The 18,294-nt window shown below is 52.7% G+C and carries 18 protein-coding genes; 12 read left to right on the plus strand and 6 right to left on the minus strand.

Translation table 11 applies throughout. From position 1 onward, the window contains the following. Positions 1-51: 51 nt before the first annotated feature. Entirely contained in the window at positions 52-1,704 is a 1,653-nt protein-coding gene (locus JI62_RS15395) for a sodium:solute symporter family protein (protein ID WP_088700983.1), read from the minus strand. Between the two features lie 472 nt (positions 1,705-2,176). Between JI62_RS15395 and JI62_RS15400 the strand changes: the two genes are divergently transcribed. Then, a complete protein-coding gene (locus JI62_RS15400; protein WP_088700984.1) occupies positions 2,177-2,941 on the plus strand; it encodes an SDR family oxidoreductase in 765 nt (254 codons plus the stop codon). Between the two features lie 113 nt (positions 2,942-3,054). Here JI62_RS15400 and JI62_RS15405 read toward each other — a convergent pair whose 3' ends face one another. After that, complete coding sequence (locus JI62_RS15405) at positions 3,055-3,723, minus strand: FMN-dependent NADH-azoreductase (protein ID WP_088700985.1); 669 nt, start codon at positions 3,721-3,723, stop codon at positions 3,055-3,057. Between the two features lie 146 nt (positions 3,724-3,869). Between JI62_RS15405 and JI62_RS15410 the strand changes: the two genes are divergently transcribed. Genes JI62_RS15410 through JI62_RS15420 form a run of 4 tightly spaced genes read left to right on the plus strand, consistent with a single transcriptional unit; the run spans position 3,870 to position 5,964 of the window. Beyond that, entirely contained in the window at positions 3,870-4,718 is an 849-nt protein-coding gene (locus tag JI62_RS15410) for a LysR family transcriptional regulator (RefSeq protein ID WP_170938569.1), read from the plus strand. 48 nt (positions 4,719-4,766) lie between these two features. Then, entirely contained in the window at positions 4,767-5,183 is a 417-nt protein-coding gene (locus JI62_RS15415) for an SIS domain-containing protein (RefSeq protein ID WP_240513261.1), read from the plus strand. Continuing rightward, complete coding sequence (locus JI62_RS22940; RefSeq protein ID WP_240513262.1) at positions 5,147-5,365, plus strand: hypothetical protein; 219 nt, start codon at positions 5,147-5,149, stop codon at positions 5,363-5,365. Before JI62_RS15415 ends, JI62_RS22940 begins: the two co-directional genes overlap by 37 nt. Before the next feature lie 32 nt (positions 5,366-5,397). Then, entirely contained in the window at positions 5,398-5,964 is a 567-nt protein-coding gene (locus JI62_RS15420) for a GNAT family N-acetyltransferase (RefSeq protein WP_088700987.1), read from the plus strand. A gap of 278 nt (positions 5,965-6,242) precedes the next feature. On the opposite strand, the gene JI62_RS15425 is transcribed toward JI62_RS15420, so the two are convergent. Further along, positions 6,243-7,460 carry an MFS transporter gene (locus tag JI62_RS15425; RefSeq protein ID WP_088700988.1) on the minus strand — a complete coding sequence of 406 codons (1,218 nt, stop codon included), beginning with the start codon at positions 7,458-7,460 and terminating at the stop codon, positions 6,243-6,245. Between the two features lie 112 nt (positions 7,461-7,572). Between JI62_RS15425 and JI62_RS15430 the strand changes: the two genes are divergently transcribed. Beyond that, on the plus strand, positions 7,573-8,508 hold the full coding sequence (locus JI62_RS15430; RefSeq protein WP_088700989.1) for an AraC family transcriptional regulator: 936 nt from the start codon (positions 7,573-7,575) through the stop codon (positions 8,506-8,508). Between the two features lie 52 nt (positions 8,509-8,560). On the opposite strand, the gene JI62_RS15435 is transcribed toward JI62_RS15430, so the two are convergent. Beyond that, positions 8,561-9,349, minus strand: coding sequence for a helix-turn-helix transcriptional regulator (locus JI62_RS15435; protein WP_088700990.1), 789 nt, complete (start codon positions 9,347-9,349; stop codon positions 8,561-8,563). Between the two features lie 93 nt (positions 9,350-9,442). Here JI62_RS15435 and JI62_RS15440 point away from each other — a divergent pair, with 93 nt between their 5' ends. The 4 genes from JI62_RS15440 to JI62_RS15455 all read left to right on the plus strand — a co-directional run bounded on the left by JI62_RS15440 (position 9,443) and on the right by JI62_RS15455 (position 13,079). Continuing rightward, the gene (locus JI62_RS15440) at positions 9,443-11,008 is read left to right on the plus strand and encodes an MFS transporter (protein ID WP_088700991.1); all 1,566 of its coding nucleotides are present in this window, start codon (positions 9,443-9,445) and stop codon (positions 11,006-11,008) included. A 213-nt stretch (positions 11,009-11,221) separates the two neighbouring features. After that, positions 11,222-11,680: a carboxymuconolactone decarboxylase family protein gene (locus JI62_RS15445; RefSeq protein WP_088700992.1), complete on the plus strand. Its 459-nt coding sequence runs from the start codon at positions 11,222-11,224 to the stop codon at positions 11,678-11,680. Between the two features lie 66 nt (positions 11,681-11,746). Next, positions 11,747-12,175: a RidA family protein gene (locus tag JI62_RS15450; RefSeq protein WP_205737538.1), complete on the plus strand. Its 429-nt coding sequence runs from the start codon at positions 11,747-11,749 to the stop codon at positions 12,173-12,175. 16 nt (positions 12,176-12,191) lie between these two features. After that, the gene (locus tag JI62_RS15455) at positions 12,192-13,079 is read left to right on the plus strand and encodes a sigma-70 family RNA polymerase sigma factor (RefSeq protein WP_088700994.1); all 888 of its coding nucleotides are present in this window, start codon (positions 12,192-12,194) and stop codon (positions 13,077-13,079) included. Between the two features lie 124 nt (positions 13,080-13,203). On the opposite strand, the gene JI62_RS15460 is transcribed toward JI62_RS15455, so the two are convergent. Beyond that, on the minus strand, positions 13,204-13,764 hold the full coding sequence (locus JI62_RS15460) for a manganese efflux pump MntP (protein ID WP_088700995.1): 561 nt from the start codon (positions 13,762-13,764) through the stop codon (positions 13,204-13,206). A gap of 508 nt (positions 13,765-14,272) precedes the next feature. On the opposite strand from JI62_RS15460, the gene JI62_RS15465 reads away from it, so the two are divergent. After that, the gene (locus tag JI62_RS15465) at positions 14,273-15,592 is read left to right on the plus strand and encodes a GGDEF domain-containing protein (RefSeq protein ID WP_240513263.1); all 1,320 of its coding nucleotides are present in this window, start codon (positions 14,273-14,275) and stop codon (positions 15,590-15,592) included. A gap of 100 nt (positions 15,593-15,692) precedes the next feature. Here the strand turns inward: JI62_RS15465 and JI62_RS15470 are convergent, their stop codons facing one another. After that, complete coding sequence (locus JI62_RS15470; protein ID WP_088700996.1) at positions 15,693-16,652, minus strand: AraC family transcriptional regulator; 960 nt, start codon at positions 16,650-16,652, stop codon at positions 15,693-15,695. A 453-nt stretch (positions 16,653-17,105) separates the two neighbouring features. On the opposite strand from JI62_RS15470, the gene JI62_RS15475 reads away from it, so the two are divergent. Then, positions 17,106-18,290, plus strand: coding sequence for an efflux RND transporter periplasmic adaptor subunit (locus JI62_RS15475; RefSeq protein ID WP_088700997.1), 1,185 nt, complete (start codon positions 17,106-17,108; stop codon positions 18,288-18,290). Positions 18,291-18,294: the final 4 nt, after the last annotated feature.

An 18,294-nucleotide genomic window follows, 5' to 3' on the forward strand; every position in this document is an offset into this window, starting at 1 on the left:
GCACCCGTTGATGAAGTGATTTCGGCTTATTTCAAAGAGCTTTCACAGGGCTTAGGCCTGGGTAGCAGGTTTGGCCGGGTCGTAGTTGATTACTTTCTGATCGATCTGCGAGAAGTCGAACTTGCTTGAACTCATCAGGCTGATTGCGATGCAAACGATGGTGCTGACGCCGTAGGCCATCAGTGAGGCCAGCAGCACTGTGTAGTCGCGCAGGAAGCCAATGCTGAAGTAGGCCAGCACGATGGCGCTGAGTGCGCCGAAGATCACACCGACTCTACGCCCACAGAATCCGAAGGACATCAAGCCGAGCACCACACCACCACCTACGGCGGCGAGTAATTCGAATAGCCCGCCGACCATACCGATCAAGGGCAGGAGCTCAAATCGTGCGACGCAGAACATCACCAAGCCCGCGATCACCGCCGAGGTGAAGGCCGTATTAGTAACGCGATCCCAGAAACAGCTGGCGATGACCGGGAACACAATGGCGCCCCAAAGTGCGCCAACAAAGACCAGCATGATCAGAATATCCATGGAGAAGCTGGCAAGAATCACCCCGATCAGCGTCGCGACGACCATGGTCAGCCTGCCGATAAACAGCATCTTGGTGGGATTAGGTTTGTTTTTAGCGATGTTCTTGCCGTACACATCGGCCATCACAATCGCTGACATGGCGGAGAGATCCGAGTCGGCGGTAGAAGAGAGCGAACCGATGACCAGAATAAAGAACAGCCCGATAAACACCGGCGAGAGGTACATGGAAACCATCTGCGGAATCAGGTTATTCATGTCGCCACCGATGGGCTCCATGCCAGTCATCAACGCCATCAAACCAATCATGCCCAGGCCGATTACGATCGCACCGTAACCAATGGTGGCGGTGATAAAGGTCGGCTTGATGTGGTCTTCACGCACGGCGAATAGCCGCTGGGAAATAGTCTGGTTGCCAATGGCGTAGGCCAGCACCGCCACAAAGAAGGGCGCACCTTGGTTGAGGATAGCGTCCATTGAGAACAGATTCGCCTGTTCGGGCGTCAGTAGACTCATGCCGTCGGACAGCGTTTGCGGGCCGCCGAGGGCAAACATAACCGCCGGAATAATCAGGATAGCCACGGCCATCATTGCCATTAGCTGGGCAAAATCCGTCAGCACCGAAGCGCGGAAACCCGACCACAGCGTGTAGCCGAGTACCCCAACCCCAGCGATGATCACCCCGGCCTGGAAGGAGAGTGGCGAGAGTACCGAAACCAGCGCGCCGGAAGCCGTGAAGTTGACCATCAGACTAATGATGCTGCCCAGGATGTTGGAGGAGGCAAGAATCAGCTGGCTGGAAGAGCCATGGCGGGCATGGATAAGCTCACCCAAGGTGTGCGCGTTGGGCGCCAGTTTGCGAAAGCGGCGGCCAAAGGGGTAGATGAATAGAATCATCAGCGCGCCCCACAGCCCGTAATGCAAAGGGCCGGAAATGCCGTAGGTATAACCCGAGGTGGCGGCGCCGTAGAACGAGGCTGCCCAGATCCAGGTGGCGGTCATGCTGGCAGCGCCAAGACCAAAGCCGATCTGGTGATTAGACACCATAAAGGCGTCGGTATTTTCCTTTTTCTTCTTAATCAGCAGGGTCAGCAGGTAAGTGCCGCCGTAAAAAAACGCCAACAAGGCGAGCACAGTCACGGTCGAGAATTGATAGAAATTTTCTTCGTTCATTGAATACCCATAGGCTTTGCAGCCCTAGCATCCTAAATAGCAACCACAGTTCCCTTAAAGGAGTGGCCGCGACAGGACGTAAGCAAAAAACAGAACATCTTTCTAGGTATGTCTGTAGCGAGATGAGATCGCGGTTGGCGATCAGGTCATGCAAGTGTCAGGCGTTGGAAGCGCCTTAAATAGGGAGGCAGATGGACTTCCACAGTGAATCGCAACAAAGCGCTCGGGGAGTCGATCCGGAGGGCTACCCTACTCCCTTAAGCGCGAACAGTACAGGTTGAAGCCCGGCACGCTGGGAATCAGCAGGCGGGGCAGCTACGCCGTGCCCTGAAAAGGCCATAGGTATGCTTAGCCTTAGCGCACCAGCGAAATGTAGCAAGTTTCGGGTCGGTGCCAGGTAAAAGGCTCCTTATGATCTTCGCTGTTGGCGGGGGAATTTCCCTTTTTCTGAACAGTGATGGAGGTCATAAAGATGAATGCACTCGAAAATAAAGTCGCCATTGTTACTGGTGCCAGCGCAGGTATTGGCAGAGCGACTGCCCGGATTTTCGCTAAGGAGGGGGCTACTGTCGTGGTAGCGGCCAGAAGAGAGTCAGAGCTGGAGGTGTTGGTCAGCGCTATAAAAGAAGAGGGTGGCCAAGCGCTAGCGGTTGCTGGCGACGTAGGTGATGAGTATTTCGCCAAAAAGCTTGTTGACGAGACACTCGCGCGGTTTGGTCAGTTGGACGTGGCGTTTAACAACGCAGGTATTTTAGGCGCGATGGGGCCGGTACCCGAAATGTCATTGGCTGATTGGAATCAGGTAATCACGACTAATTTAACAAGCGCTTTTCTGGCTGCTAAGTATCAACTGCCTGCTATGCGGTCGGCTGGCGGTGGCTCATTAATTTTCACTTCAACATTTGTTGGTTATAGCGCAGGAATGCCCGGCATGGCGGCTTATGCGGCCAGTAAAGCGGGACTAATAGGGCTGACGCAGGTTCTCGCCTGCGAGTATGGCCCTGACAACATTCGGGTGAATGCGTTACTGCCGGGGGGAACGGATACCGCTGCCGCCAAGGAGTTTGCCAATACCCCCGAAGCGTTAGCGTTCGTAGCCAACCTGCATGCAATGAAGCGAACGGCAAAGCCTGAAGAGATTGCTCAATCTGCACTCTACCTAGCTTCTGATGCCTCCAGCTTTACAACAGGGTCTGCGTTGTTAGTAGATGGCGGGGTGTCAATAAATCGTGTCTGAAGATAGAGCTCCAATCTGACTATAATCAGGTTTAGCTAAGCATCAGCACATGGCGACAGTCAGCCCACTCACTAGGGCAGTCATGTTGGACTGCCCAGCAACTGCTTAAAAATTTATTCTTTGCTAGCCAAGTCAGTTGCTAGCAATCCGGCATTTTTAAGCGCATTGGCCACTGATTTCTGATGTCTTTCGTCTCCAAATTCTTGGTACTCTGAAGCTATTTCATGAAATGACTCTACACCCAAGTATCTGCCCAATGTCTTAACATGCGGCCCGAGATGATTCATATGCTCACGCTCGCCTCCTGGCCCAAACCCAAACTCTCCGCATGAGGTCACTAAAATAAGTGTTTTTCCAGACAAAAGTGGCTCTATAGGATGGTCACCACGAGACAAGTCAAAGCTAAATGTTTTATTTATGCGCATTACTTGATCGAACCACGCTTTAAGAGGGGCGGGCATGCCGTAGTTGTACATAGGTGACGATATTAAGATGACATCCGCTTGAGATAGCTCACTAAATAGCTGGTCTGATAAAGCCAGTTTTTCACGTTGCTCGGGGCTCTTTTGGTCGTCCGGTGTAAAAACAGCGCCTATCCAGTCTTGGTCAATAAAAGCAGGTGGGTTTATACCAATATCACGATAAATGTAATTATCTGTACTTTTAGCAGATCTCCATTTATCAACAAATTGCATAGCAATGCGCTTTGATATTGAGTTGTGATCGGGATTCGGGTTTGTCGCCTTGCGTACGCTAGCGTCTATATGAAGTAATGTGCGCATGATGGCCTCAACGGTTAGCGGTGTGGAGTGGAGTGGCTATGCTGCCTTTTTGCCAATACTGCGACAAATGAATAAACTGGATCGATAGATGCGTAAAACTTACCTATTGAAAAGCTGGTTGAGGCCAAAACGGGGGGGGGCTGGCGGTGAATGCTTCATTGCAGGCGATTAAGGTGTTTGAAGCAGCAGCTCGACTGGGGAGTTTTAAAGATGCCGCTGAGGAGCTGTCGATAACGCCAGCGGGTGTGTCGCACCACATCAGCAACCTTGAGAATAGGTTGGGAGTGCGGCTGTTTAACCGAAAAAATCGCAGAGTGACCTTAACTTCAGAGGGGGATCAGCTCTCTGAGGCAACAACAGCAGGCTTGCAGAAAATTCAGACTGCGCTAGACAATATAAAGTCAGATGCATCACGACTGCATGTTGATACTACTTCATCATTTGCCGCCCTGGTGTTAATTCCGTTGTTACATGACTTCAATAAAACCAATCAAAATGTTGATGTTGAAATATCAACAGGTGAAGTAGTGGCATCTAAAGTTAATGCCCTCTCTATCCGCTTGGGTGACGCAGGCGAGGTCGATGAGTCAAACTTGTTGAAAAAAGAACGTTTTAACGTATATGGGAGCTCTCCTTTTATCCGCTCCATCAATTCGGATAAGCCACCTATTGTCTACCTTACTAAGTGGAAGAATAGTAAATTACCGGATTCACCTTGGATAAGCTGGTTAATGGAAAATGGGGAGTCTCTTCAAAATTTTGAGATAAGATATTTCGATCAGGAACTCTACGGTGTGTATGAAGCTATCGCTGGAAAGGGTTTGGTGTTTTGTTCAGAAACCCTGGCTTCTGGCTTTGTGAAAGCTAAAACATTGCAGCCGGTTTCGCATCAAGGCGTTGATTCAAAACTGTGTTACTACATTCCTAGTCAGAGCTGGCAACACAGCACCAAAATGCAGATATTTGTCGATTGGCTGAAGTCTGTAATTAATTAAAATTCGCATTGTATTTGCTAAATCTACCCTTATAAGAGTGAGGAAGCCATGGCAATCCAATACATACAAGCGAGCCTGCATGAAGCTCATGCAGCCCTTGAAAGCCTTTTGTTAAATAAAGATGCGCTTTCCACCATTGAGCGAGCAGCTGATTTTTTAATTGATACTTTTGAGCGGAAAGGGCGTGTTTACTCTTGTGGAAACGGTGGGTCAATGTGCGACGCAATGCACTTTGCCGAAGAACTTACTGGGCGTTACCGTCAAGACCGTGCTGCACTCGCTGCTGCAGCAATAAGTGACCCAGGGCATATGAGCTGTGTTGGTAACGATCTTGGCTATGAGTATGTTTTTTCGCGTTTCATTGAGGCACATGGCCGTGAAGGGATTGTTTGTTGGCGCTTAGTACTAGTGGAACGAGCAAGAATATTTTGGCTGCTGCTAATGCCGCGAAGTCACAGGGCTTAAACGTTATAATCTTGTCGGGTAGACCAAGCTCAGAGCTTGAAGCCTTGAGTGATGTTTATATCTGTACACCAGCGGGCAGCTTTGCGGATCGTGTTCAAGAGCTGCATATCAAAGTACTACATATTCTCATTGAATTAGTTGAACGACATTTTTTTACGGCCAACTATCAATCGGGTGATTAATTTGCAGCATTGATTTTTAAAGGAGCGCGCCAATGTCTGAGGAGTTATTTTATCCGGTTATTGAAACCAAGCGATTAAAACTACGCCCGTTACTGCTTAGTGATTCGAAAAGCCTGCTAGAGATATTCTCCGATCCGGCGGTGATGAAGTACTGGAACACAGCACCCTGGATGGGAATGCAAGATGCCCTGGATTTCGTTAATAGCAGCAATGACTCAATGCGACGTCAAGAATCACTGGTACTGGGGGTATGCCTGAAATCGACAGGTGAGTTGGCCGGGAAGTGCATGCTGTTCAGCTATGACAGGAACTCCAGACGCGCTGAGATTGGTTTTGGCTTAGGCAGCTCGTTTTGGGGAAAGGGCTATATCAATGAGGCTGGAGAGGCGTTGATTCAATACGGCTTTAATACGTTAGGGCTTCGCCGTATAGAGGCTGAGATTGACCCAGATAATCACTCCTCTGCGCAAGCACTGAAAAAGCTTGGCTTTTCACAAGAGGGCTTGCTGAGGCAGCGCTGGGAAATCGATGGTGTTGTCTCAGATTCCGCGCTATATGGAAGACTTGTAAGTGATGAGCCGCCGCCAAAATCGGCCTAATCAATGCCCCTCCTTAGAGCATTGTCGAGGCTCCAAACGTTCATTCCGATAATCTAAAAAGCAGTCAACGTAGGCCCCTACAACACACTGTTGGGCTCAGCCTGGTAGGCTTTATAAGGACTAGTTCAAGATCCGTCGGCGGTTTTGGCAACCGTCATAGAACAGGCGGTCAACCGGTAATTTCAAGAGGCGTGTAACGCTTGAATCATCGCGTTCCCGCTAGGTGGTCTAGGCAACTGAAGAGCCGGGAAACTGCACTGTCCCCGGCTCTCCTGCTATCAGGCCGTGCTTTTTGAGCGTGGCCCAAATGACAGCACAAGCAGTGTTCCCAGGCTGGTAGTGATCAGGGCTAATAGCGGCCCACCCAAAGCGCCGAGGTAATCCACCAGTATGCCGCCGCCTATAGCACCACTGGCGATAGCAACCTGGAAGGCGGCAACTATCAAGCCCCCCGCAGCTTCAACCTGATCAGGTGCGGCGCGAACAATCCAGGCTTGAAATCCGATGGGAAATGCGCCGAAAGCAAACCCCCACAATGCGATAGATACAGCAGTAACGCTGGCCAGACTACCCGCGAACAGTAGCGTAATGGTGATCGCAATAATGAGTGCCCCGCCAAAGATAATGGCGTTGCGCTCGCTACGTTCAGCGATAAATGCACCGGCGAAATTGCCAAAAAAACCACCAATGCCAAAGCCGAGTAGTACAGCAGAGATTGCACTGACGGATAGCTGCGCCACCTCTTCAAGAAGCGGCCGTATGTAGGTAAATCCGGCAAAATGGCCAGAAATCATCAGCACTACGGCTAGTAGCACAACGCGAACCTGCGTGCGTTTAAGCAGTTGGAAGAGAATACGCAGGCTTGGGTTGTCTTTTGGCGGCATGGCGGGAATGGCAAAAAGCTGAGTCACGAGCGTCACTAGACTAAGACAACTAGCGGCAATAAACGCACTGCGCCACCCCCAGAGACCACCAATATAGGCGCCCAGAGGCGCGGCACAAACAGTAGCGACAGATACGCCCGTCAGAACAATAGACATGGCGCGTGCAAATAGATTGTCGGGCACCATACGCATTGCCATCGCGGCGGCCATCGACCAGAACCCTCCCAAGGCAATTCCCAGCAATACTCGAGCAATAATTAATACAAAAAAGCTATTCGCCGTTGCCGCCAGGGAGTTGGAAACGACGAGCAGCAGCGATAAACCAAGCAGCACAAACCTGCGATCAAAATTGCGGGTCAGGAGGGGGAGTGTAAGCGCGGCAAGCGCAGCGACCGCAGCGGTAGCCGTAACCGCCTGACCCGCGGCGCCAACGGAAATATTGAGGTCTGCTGCCATGGCCGTCAGCAGGCTGGCCGGTAAAAATTCGGCAGTCACTAAACCAAAAACCCCCAGCGCGAGGCTGACAATGCCCATCCAATTGGCTGGGGTGGGTTCAGCGGTGGGCGATGCTGTTAGTAACGACTGGCTGGCGGAGCAAGTGGTGTTGTTCATTGCATGCCTACTAAAGTGTTAGTTGAAGCTGCAGTGTAAAATTAAGGGTTTGGCTTTTCTATGATGTAAAATCCATAAAGCATGACTATTTGTCCAAATCGAGTCCATTAACATGCGCGACACCTTAACTGAAATTCTGCTCGGCTTGCGCCTTGAGGGTGTGGAGTATGGGCGTTGCCTGCTGCGTGCCCCTTGGGCCGTCGCAACCTCTGCCCAGCCAGCAGCACATTTTCATTTTGTGGCGCAAGGCGGGTGCTGGTTGCGTACCGAGACAACCGACTGGACATACCTGAACGCTGGCGATGCGGTGCTCTTTCCACGTGGAGCTTCCCACGTTATGGCCAGCTCGCAGGACGTTCCAGCAGTGGATAAGGCTACGTTGGCTCGTAGGCCGGTCTCTGAGAATATTTATCTGGTGAACAGTGAGTCCAAAGAGGGTGATATTGAGCCGGATGTGCTTTTCTGTGGTGCCATGCACTTCAACCTCGACCCGCTACATCCACTGATCGCAATGATGCCTGACATGATGCGCGCAAGCGATCTGGCGAAACGTGACCCATCGGTACCTGCCTTACTGGAGGCAATGGAGCGAGAGATTAGCCTGGATCGGATCGGTGCCTGCGGCATACTTGCCCGTTTGGCCGATGTGCTGGCCGCCAGTATTATTCGCGCTTGGATTGAGTGTGCCTGCAGCGGCGACTCCAGCGGTTGGATTGCCGCCGTGCGCTGCCCACAGCTAGGCAAGGTGCTGGCAGCTATCCATACCCAACCGGAGCGCGATTGGTCAGTCGCCGAGTTAGCGGATGTCATGGGGGCTTCGCGCTCAAGCTTTAACGATAAGTTCAGTCGGATGTTAGGTGTGACTCCCGCTAAGTATGTGGCGCGGGTAAAGATGTTTCAGGCTCGACAGTGGATAGCGCGGGACAATATGCGCATCGCTGTGGCCGCGAACCGGCTTGGCTATGACTCCGAAGCCTCATTCAGTCGCGCGTTCAAACGCATTATTGGACACCCGCCGAGTGAAGCACGTGAAGCAGAGATCGTGTGACGGTTAAGTTTTCTCTTCAACACCCCGTTAAAGACGATGGCATAGGAACGGTTTAGCTGTCGAAGTAAACAACCATTTTGAGATGACGGTGCTCATCAACGATTAGCGTCTCATGGGTATAGGTATGATACACGCCACCTGTATCAAGGAGGCTGCTGATTCCTCGATTGTACCCCTCCATATTTGAAGCCTCCCACCAGCGACGGAAGTCGGGTGATAGCTGACTAAGCTCGTCGATCAGCGTTTGCATGATCGGGTCTTCAGGGACGACAGCTAAGTCACAACGAAACTGCGCCAGCATATGCGAGGCATCCTGCTGCCAGTCAGGGAGTCGCCGTCGCAGGTCGGGCGCGGTAAACACCATCCTTAATAGATTGCGTTCAGACGCTTCTCGGCTGCTGAACTGGAGTAGCTCATCAGCCTGTGTATTCCAACCAATAACATCCCAACGCAGGTTCATGACGTAGCTAGGGCGAGAGAGGTCATCCATCAGCGACTGAATGCGGGGAGACGTGCTTTGCTCTTGATACGCTTCTGCTGGTGGCGCTCGGCGGTGTGCCAACAGAAAAAGATGACAGCACTCAGCGTCATCCAGTTTCAGAGCACGGGAGATATTGAGCAAAAAGCGTTCGGAGACCTTAATGTCACGACCTTGCTCAAACCACGTGTACCAAGTCAGTCCCACCCCGGCAAGCGCTGCAACTTCTTCTCGCCTTAGGCCCGGCGTACGCCTTCGCCCGCTGGTGGGAAGGCCGACGTCAGCGGGCGTCAATTTGCGACGATGCCGCAGCATGAATTCGGTGAGATCATCCTGCGTTCGCTCAAGTCTATGATTTGCCATGCTATTACCTTTGGTAATAGGATAATTTGCTATATTGTAACCCCATATTGAGTGTCTGAGAATGCCTGCTTCCATGATGAAGTCGGAGGCGACATGTCATTCAATTGTGATGTTCACACCCCTTTTTATACGGATGCAGGCGGGCGGCCCTCTAACAAGGCTGGCATTAAAGAGTGGGCGGGGCTTGCGGTACTGGCACTGCCTACCATTCTACTTGGGCTCGATGTAACTATTCTCTATTTGGCACTTCCAGCCCTGGCGGTAGAACTGCAGCCAAGCAGTACCCAGGCACTGTGGATTATGGACGCCTACGGCTTCATGATCGCCGGTTTTCTGATCACTATGGGCACACTAGGGGATCGGGTTGGCCGACGGCGACTGCTGATGGTGGGGGCCTTTGCGTTTGCGATCGCGTCAGTGTTTGCAGCTTATGCACCCAATGCCGAGTGGCTCATTGTGGCGCGGGCAGCGCTGGGTATTGCTGGAGCAACCCTGATGCCCTCTACGCTGGCCCTGATTAGCAATATGTTTTTTGATCAGCGCCAGCGTGCACTGGCGATTGGTATATGGGCAACCATGTTCGCACTGGGGATGGCGTTAGGCCCTGTGGTCGGTGGGTTGCTGTTAGCGCCCTTTTGGTGGGGAGCCGCTTTCTTAATTGCCGTGCCTATCGTCACCGTACTGCTGTTAACTGCTCCTTTACTGCTGCCGGAGTACCGTAACCCACAGGCAGGCCGTCTGGATATTTTGAGTGTCCTATTACTGTTGATAGCAATTTTGCCAAGTATTTATGCCATAAAGGAGTTCTCTAAAGCAGGTGTGACGCCACTGGTATTGGTCACTCTTGCGCTAGGAGTCGTGGGAACACTGCTCTTTGTACGTCGTCAAAAGCAGCTTCCCGATCCACTGCTTGATCTCAAACTTTTTGCCAGTAAAACTTTCACTGCCGCCCTCTTTATACTCCTGATAGGGCTGGTGGGCGTGGCGGGAATGATGCTCTTAGTTACCCAATATCTTCAGCTAGTGGCGGGCTACACGCCGCTGATGGCTGGGCTGTGGATGGGGCCTCCAGCACTCATGATGGTGCTTGCCGGTATCCTTGCCCCTCTCTTTGCGCGCCATATTCGGCCAGCGTTTGTTATTACTGCAGCGCTTATGCTTTCAAGCATCGGCTGCGGTTTGCTGGCTCAAGTAGACCCGCTCACTGTTCAGGTGCTCCAGGTAGTGATCGGTTTCTCGCTGGTGTACCTGGGGCTGGGTACCATTGCCGCGCTGGGCACGGACTTGGTGGTAGGGGCTGCTCCTGCGGAAAAAGCTGGGTCTGCATCGTCGATGTCCGAGATGGTGCAAGAGTTGGGGGTGGCACTAGGCGTAGCACTTCTCGGCAGCATGGCGACCCTGTTGTATCGCGTGCAGATTGCCAGTGCGATTCCTAACGGGATGCCAGACGATATCTCGCGTGCACTGGGAGAAAGCTTGTGGGCAACAACGTCAGTTGCTGAACGACTTCCCGAGGGGATGCTTGAGCAAGCCCAGTCGGCGTTTACGCAAGGTATGAATATGGCAGCCACCGCAAGTGGTATCACCATCTTGGCGCTTGCGTTGATATCAGCCGTCACTCTACGGCATGTGAAAGAAGTTGGAGAGGAGAGTGATTAGTGGCCCATAGGGCAGGGCAGATAGCGATAAGCGCTCGAAATACTCCAGCTACTAGGCAGCGACTTCCTTGCGTTGGTGTACTCCTCGACTCTCAGGCGTTTCGTTTTCAAAATTATTTCTCAACATGTCACAAACAATGAGGCTACTCCGTCTACCTCTGTAGAACGACCGGTGGATAGCTTTCCACTCCATGTAAAACAGAGGAGCAAGACAATGGAAACACGCCTGAACGCCTTTAAAGCCTCTCCAGAAGGCATTGTCGCGATGACTAAGCTAGAGGAGTACGTTCGCCACTGTGGACTGGAATTTAGTCTGATTGAGCTGGTTAAAACACGCGCCTCTCAGATCAATGGCTGTGCATTTTGCCTGCATATGCACACCAGCGATGCCCGCGCAGCGGGTGAGAGCGAGGCACGCCTTTACCTGCTGTCTGCCTGGCGCGAGTCCACTCTCTATACGCCAAGGGAACGGGCGGCGTTGGCCTGGACCGAGGCATTGACAAAGCTACCCGATACAGGCGCTCCTACGAAGGATTACGAGCAGGGCGTGGCGAATTTTACCGAGAAAGAGTTCGTTGACCTTACCTTACTGATTGGAGCGATTAACGTCTGGAACCGCATTAGTGTGGGGTTTCGTTCGCTTCATCCGAATGAAACCCAAAGCCGTCAGTGATCAGAGCTGAGGGGTAGTGATATGTTTTGTTGCATCATCAAACGCTTTAAATGGGGAGTTATCGCTATGGCGCTGAACACAGCTCACGCAGGTGGAGTGACAACAACTATCGTCAATCCTGATGAACTTTATGATCCTGCACCTAACGGCTATAGCCACGCGGTGGTTGCCAGCGGAGGCAGCCGGGTCGCCTACATTGCCGGTCAGGGAGGCGAAAATGCCCATGGAGTGCTGCCTGAGTCGTTTGCGGATCAAGTTGCCCAAGCTTATCGCAACCTTAGAACTGTGTTGCAAGAACTTGATGCGAGCCCGCAACAGGTTACTCGTATTAATACCTATGTCGTCAATTATGATCCTTCGATGTTGGAGGTTATGACCCGCTATGTGAAGGAGACCTTTGGCGATGCGCTGCCTGCGCAAACACTTGTTCCGGTACCGCGGTTAGCGCTGGATGGTATGTTGTTTGAAGTTGACGCGACCGCCGTTCTTGAGTAGCGGGAGTCAAGGCACCATGACAGAACAATTCGCGTGCCAGTTTAATCACTGGCGCCGTTATCTGACCGGTATCGCCTATCGAATGCTGGGTTCGGTGAGCGAAGCGGAGGATGTGGTTCAGGATGCCTACTTGCGCTGGCATGATGCTGACCACCTTTCGGTGAACGATGTGCGTGCCTATCTGACCACCGTCACCAGCCGGCTTTGTCTTGACCGCCTTAGGGTAGCTCATCGGCAACGGGAGGTTTATGTGGGCCCATGGTTGCCTGAACCACTGGTGGAAACGCTGGATACTCCGGTAGACCCCGAGGCGCTAGCCAGCGATGTCTCTTTCGCCCTGATGCTGGCGCTGGAGCGGCTGTCGCCCTTGGAGCGGGCTGCGTTCCTACTGCACGATGTGTTCGGGCTGGATTTTGGTCAGGTCGCCATCAGCCTCGAGCGCAGTGAAACAAGCTGTCGACAACTCGCCAGCCGGGCTCGAAAAAAGGTGCAGGCCGCACGCCCGCGCTATCAGGTAGCGGCTGTCGAGCACAGCCAACTGACTCAGCGCTTCTTTGAAGCAGCACGTAGTGGTGATGTCACCGAACTGAAGGCGCTGTTGAGCGAGAGCGCGACGCTGCATACCGATGGAGGCGGTAAGAGGGTTGCTGCGCTTAGACTTATTATCGGCGCGGATAAAATAAGCCGGTTCTTTGCAGGTTTGGCCCGCAAGTCGACGTCATCCACCCCTTGCTGGATTAATCCTGTGATCGTCAATGGGCTTCCAGGATGGTTAACGATCGAACACGATGGGCTGCCTCAGATCATGACGCTGGAAGTCGTGGATAGTCGTGTTCAGGCACTCTACGTTGTGCGTAACCCGGATAAATTACGCCACTTGGCTGACCAGTTACCGCAGCCTTAGTGATGTAAACAGCTTCTTATCAAGCTCTCTTCTTACGGCGGCTTCATGTGTAAAAGCTCAATCGCTTAAGAAGGAGGATTTCCAGATTTAAAAGGGTTTACGATTATAGATTAATGGCTAAGCATTAAAAAAAAGCCGTGTGCTCTGCCAACACCGCTAAGCCAATCCCGATTAACACAACACCACCGATAAGCTCCGCCCAGTGGCCAACAAACTTACCGAGCTTATGGCCAAGCAGTGTGCCGATGGAGGCCATGACGGTGGTGGCAAGGCCGATAGCCAAGCTTGTGGCGATGATACTGGCATCGATAAACGCAAGGCTAGCACCGACGGCCATGGCATCAAGGCTGGTAGCAGTAGCGGTTAGGATTAATAGCCAGAGTGTTTGCTTGCGGTGCTCTATCTTGTGCTCTTTTTTGAGCCCCGTATAAATCATATGCAAGCCAATCACGGACAATAGGGTAAAGGCCACCCAGTGATCCCAGGCCTGCACATACTGTTGCGATACCATCCCAGCCGCCCAGCCGAGTAAAGGCGTGATGGCTTCGATTACGCCAAATACCAAGCCAATACCAATAGCATGGCGGAATCGGGGCTTCTGCAGCTCAGCGCCTTTGCTGATGGAGGCGGCGAAGGCATCCGCTGACATGGAAACAGCCAGGAATAGTAGGGTGATGGGCGTCATGAAGTATGCATGCTCTCGCTAAAAAAGTACCAGGTATATAAACCCAAAAGCATGGTAATAAAAAAACCATGTCTGAGTGTAAACATAGGGCGATTAATAGCGACAAATCCTAGCATGCTTTAATGCTTAAATAAGCTAAAAAATTAAAAATAAAGTTTGTAGCAGTGAACTAATGTAGCCTTGGCTAACAATCTTTATGTTAGCTTATTTTGTTGGTTTTTAATTTTTTAATGGTTTTTTATTCATTTTTTTGAGATGGCTTTTTAGTTGTTTTAAAGCAGAGGATTAATAATGGCAATGTGGTAAGGCAGCCATTTAACCGCTGGACTGCCCCTATGCGTTGGAGAAACCATGCTTGGCCATTCAGCACTCGTGCTAAGGTGTGTCGCAATGGATTTCTGATGATTTGCGTCAGCATGCTGAGCATGACTAACACAGTGATTAAAAGTAAAAAGTCGCGTATGGCGTACGTCTCCCTTGATCCTTTCTGCTATCGGGAGCCAAAGCAATGCCGAAAAATATGCGCTTAGCGGCGTTTATTCGTGCTGAAATAGAGCCGATTCTTCAGGATTGGGAAGAGTTCGCCAAAACCATCCTTCATGCTAGCCATATGGATACGTCCGGTCTGCGCGACCATGCCAGGAACATGCTTATGGTGATTGCTGACGATATTGATACCGACCAAAACGAGTCCGAACAGGCCGCAAAATCAAAAGGCTGTGGGCCTGACGATGGCAACGAGACTTGGGCAGAAGTGCACGGTTCCGATCGACTGGGCAGCGGCTTCAGCGTTATGGAGACAGTATCCGAGTTCAGGGCTCTGCGTGCGAGCGTCATGTCGCTCTGGACTAAAGCACATCCAGCGGTTACCGGCCCTCAGCTTGAAGATATTACCCGGTTTCATGAAGCGATAGATCAGGCCGTTGCCGAATCGCTGGAGCACTATGCGACCATCAAAGAGATGGAAACCCGGCTGTTCGGCGCCATTCTGGTTGCCTCGCCGGATCCGATTTATGTGTTGGATCTCAACGGTAGATTTACGTATACCAACAAGGCCACTGCCGATCTTTTTGCTATCAAGCCAGAGGAGATCATAGGAAAGTCTAACTTTGACCTCGAATTTCCGTTTGCCTCAGACTTCCAACGCAACTTGGAGAAAGTGATCGCTGATCAGTCCAGTTTCCGAGGTAAGTTCGTTCATACCTTTGCTTCAGACCAGGGTGAAAGGTTCGAGTATCTACTTGCGCCCGTGCTGGACGAGCATTTAAATACCGAAGCAACCGTTTGTATGCTTCGAGATATTACCGAACAGGCACTCGCTGAAGAAAAAATATGGCATAACGCCCATCATGACCTTCTGACCGGACTACCGAATCGGCGCCTTTTCCTGGATCGTCTGGAACAGGAAATTAAGCATGCTAAGCGGCTTGGTAAGCCTATTTCGCTTCTATTTATGGATCTTGACGGTTTCAAACAAGTCAACGATTCGTTTGGCCACGAAGCGGGGGACAGGTTGCTCTCTGTAGTAGCCGAGCGTCTTAATGTGTGTGTCCGGGAAAGCGATACGGTTGCGCGTCTAGGTGGTGATGAATTTACCGTGATTCTCACCGGTGTTGAGCAGCGCAAGGATGTTGAGCGCGTGGCTCAGAGCATTGTGGAAGCACTGGCTATGCCATTTCCCATCGAGCCGCGGCCTGTCCATATTTCCGTTAGCATTGGTATCTCATGCTACCCCCAGGCCGCATCCACCCCGGGTGCGTTGCTAGAAGCCGCGGATAAGGCCATGTACAGAGCTAAAAAAGCGGGTGCTAATCGAGTGTGCTTCTAAGACCCAGACAATAAAACAGATGCTTAACCGAGCTGAACTGCCCTGCGGCCAAAACGCTTCCCTTACAATTCGCTGAATCGTACGGCCAACATGCTCATGACTAGGCGGATTCTACTGTCGCCCTTGTTCCCCGTAACTGACTAACATCAGCCCGGGGCGGGGCGCCAAACATGCGGCTATATTCGCGGCTGAAGTGGGAGGGGCTTTCGTAACCCACCCGGTAGCTGGCGGTGGCTGCTTCCAGCCCCTCGGCCAGCATTAACCGTCGGGCTTCGTGAAGACGCAACTTTTTCTGAAACTGGAGCGGCGACATGCGAGTGACTTCGCGAAAGCTGTGGTACAGCGTCGATTCGCTCATATTGGCTGTGGCTGCCAGCTCGCGGATACGCAGAGGCTGGGTGAAGTTCTCCTTGAGGGTATAGATGACCCGCGCGATCCGGTTGGCCTGGGAATCCGTGGCAGCGAATCGGCGCATCCGTGGTCCCAACCCTCCCATTAGCGCACGGTAGATCAGCTCTCGCCGGGCCAGCGGCGAAAGCACCTTTATATCTTCCGGGGAGTCCAGCAGACTCAGCAGTCGGTAAAGCGCTTCCTGCATACGTACATCCATGGGCGCCGAGCTAAGACCACAGTCTATCTCAGAGCAGATGGCTTCGTGACCCTCAGGCGGTGCCTTATCGCCCAGCTCCAGTATCAGCCCGGCCACCTCTTGGGGATCCACCGAGACTTTGACCGCCAGGTAGGGCTGCTCAGGGGTCGCGTGGTCAATCCTGCCCAGCACCGGTAGGTGAATGGCGCTTGCCATATAACTCGGCCCACTGTAGACGATCTCCTTGTCGCCCAACTGCACGGTCTTGCTACCTTGAATGACAAAGCAGATACACGGTTCATAGACTGCTGAGCAGTAGCTAGTGGCAGAATCTGCACGCACCAGTTGCACCTCGGCAATCGCCGTATCCTGAAGCTCCTCAAGCGGGCTCCAGCGGCGGGCAACGCTGATCAACTGTTGCGACAGGTTGTCGCTGAGCTGGACAATCTGCTCAGGCAAGATAGTGGTCAATGGCTCTCCTCCCTAATCGTTCGCAGTATATGCCTTCGCTGCGTAAATCGGAGGCTTTTTCAATTGATTTTGCAGAATCAGGCAAGCACCGCGCAGAAACCGGCAACCCGCGCCAGGTGTCACCAAACGGTCATGATGCTTGAGCATCGAAACAGCGTGACGATTCAACGACCCTACCAATTGAAGCCTTTCACACCTCACGACAGAATTAGGCAATCTTCTCGCAGGAACCCGATACCCTCCTCACCCCCGCACACCCTATGGTAAGCATTCTCTGGTAGGTGTTTCGCATTCAGCTCGACCCTGCCAGTCCGCCAGCCCTCCTTACTATAACAACACCACTGTCGATTCTGGCGCTACTTAAGCGACTAGATAAAAGCTGACCGCTCACGCGGTACGAAATAGATCACCAACGCTGCTATCGGTTTCCGGTAGCCATTGGAGCAAGTCATCATGGGAAGTTTGAATCAAAGAGCTCGCACAACAAGTGGCCGGGGGATCCTCCCGTTTTTGCTGTTAATGGCTTTGCTGGCGGGATGTGAAGCCAAGAGCGAGGAGGCAGCGGCTGCGCCACCACCGCCGCCAGAAGTCGACGTGGTGAATATCGTTGCTCAACCGGTAGTGTTGAGTGAGTCTTTCACCGGGCGGGTAGAAGCGGCTGAAACGGTTGAGCTAAGGTCCAGAGTCAGCGGCTATATCGAGGAAGTGGCGTTCGAGGAGGGCGAGCTGGTGGAGCAGGGAGATCTGCTGTTCCAGATCGATCCTCGGCCCTATCAGGCGCGGGTCGGCGACGCCCAGGCTGAGCTTGCCCAAGCCAGGAGCCAACTGGCCCAGGCTGGAAGCGAAGCCGAGCGGGCCCGTGTATTACTGGGGCGCCAGGCTATTTCCCAGGAGGTGCATGATCAGCGTCAATCAGCCCTGAGTAACGCTCGTGCCATGGTCGATGCCGCTGAGGCAGCGTTGCAGACCGCCGAGCTTGACCTTGAATACACCCGCATTACAGCGCCGGTCAGTGGCCGTGCCGGTCGGGCGATGGTCACTCGCGGTAACCTGGCCAACGCCGATCAGAGCCTGTTGACCACGCTGGTCACCATCGATCCGATCCATGTCTACTTCGAGGCGGACGAGCAGGCCGCGTTTGCCAGCTATGCACTACTGAGTGGAGAGGAGCCGAACAGCCTGAAGATCGAACTGGGTGGCGACGCCACGCGGCAGTTCACTGGCACCCTGGACTTTATCGACAACCGTTTGAACCCTAACACCGGCACTCTGCAATTCCGGGCGCTGTTGGCCAATCCCGATGGCCGCATTCGTCCTGGGGAGTTTGCGCGGGTCGAAATGCCGGTCGCGCGGTTGGAGCAAGCATTGCTGGTGGATGGCAAGGCGGTTCTGACCGACCAGGATCGCCGCTACGTCTACGTGGTGGATGAGAACAATTTGGCCCAGCGGCGCCCGGTCGCCACAGGGCGCCAGGTGGATGAACGCACGGTCATCAGCGAAGGGCTCGCTGCCGGCGATCGGGTGATCGTCAACGGGGTGCAAAAAGTCTTTATGCCGGGCATGGAAGTGAGCCCTCAAACGGTGTCCGCCGCCCCGGCTGCTGACGCTCAACCCGCCATTGCTGCCAGGGAGGACTAAACCG

Source organism: Halomonas campaniensis (assembly GCF_002211105.1).
GTDB lineage: Bacteria > Pseudomonadota > Gammaproteobacteria > Pseudomonadales > Halomonadaceae > Vreelandella > Vreelandella campaniensis_A.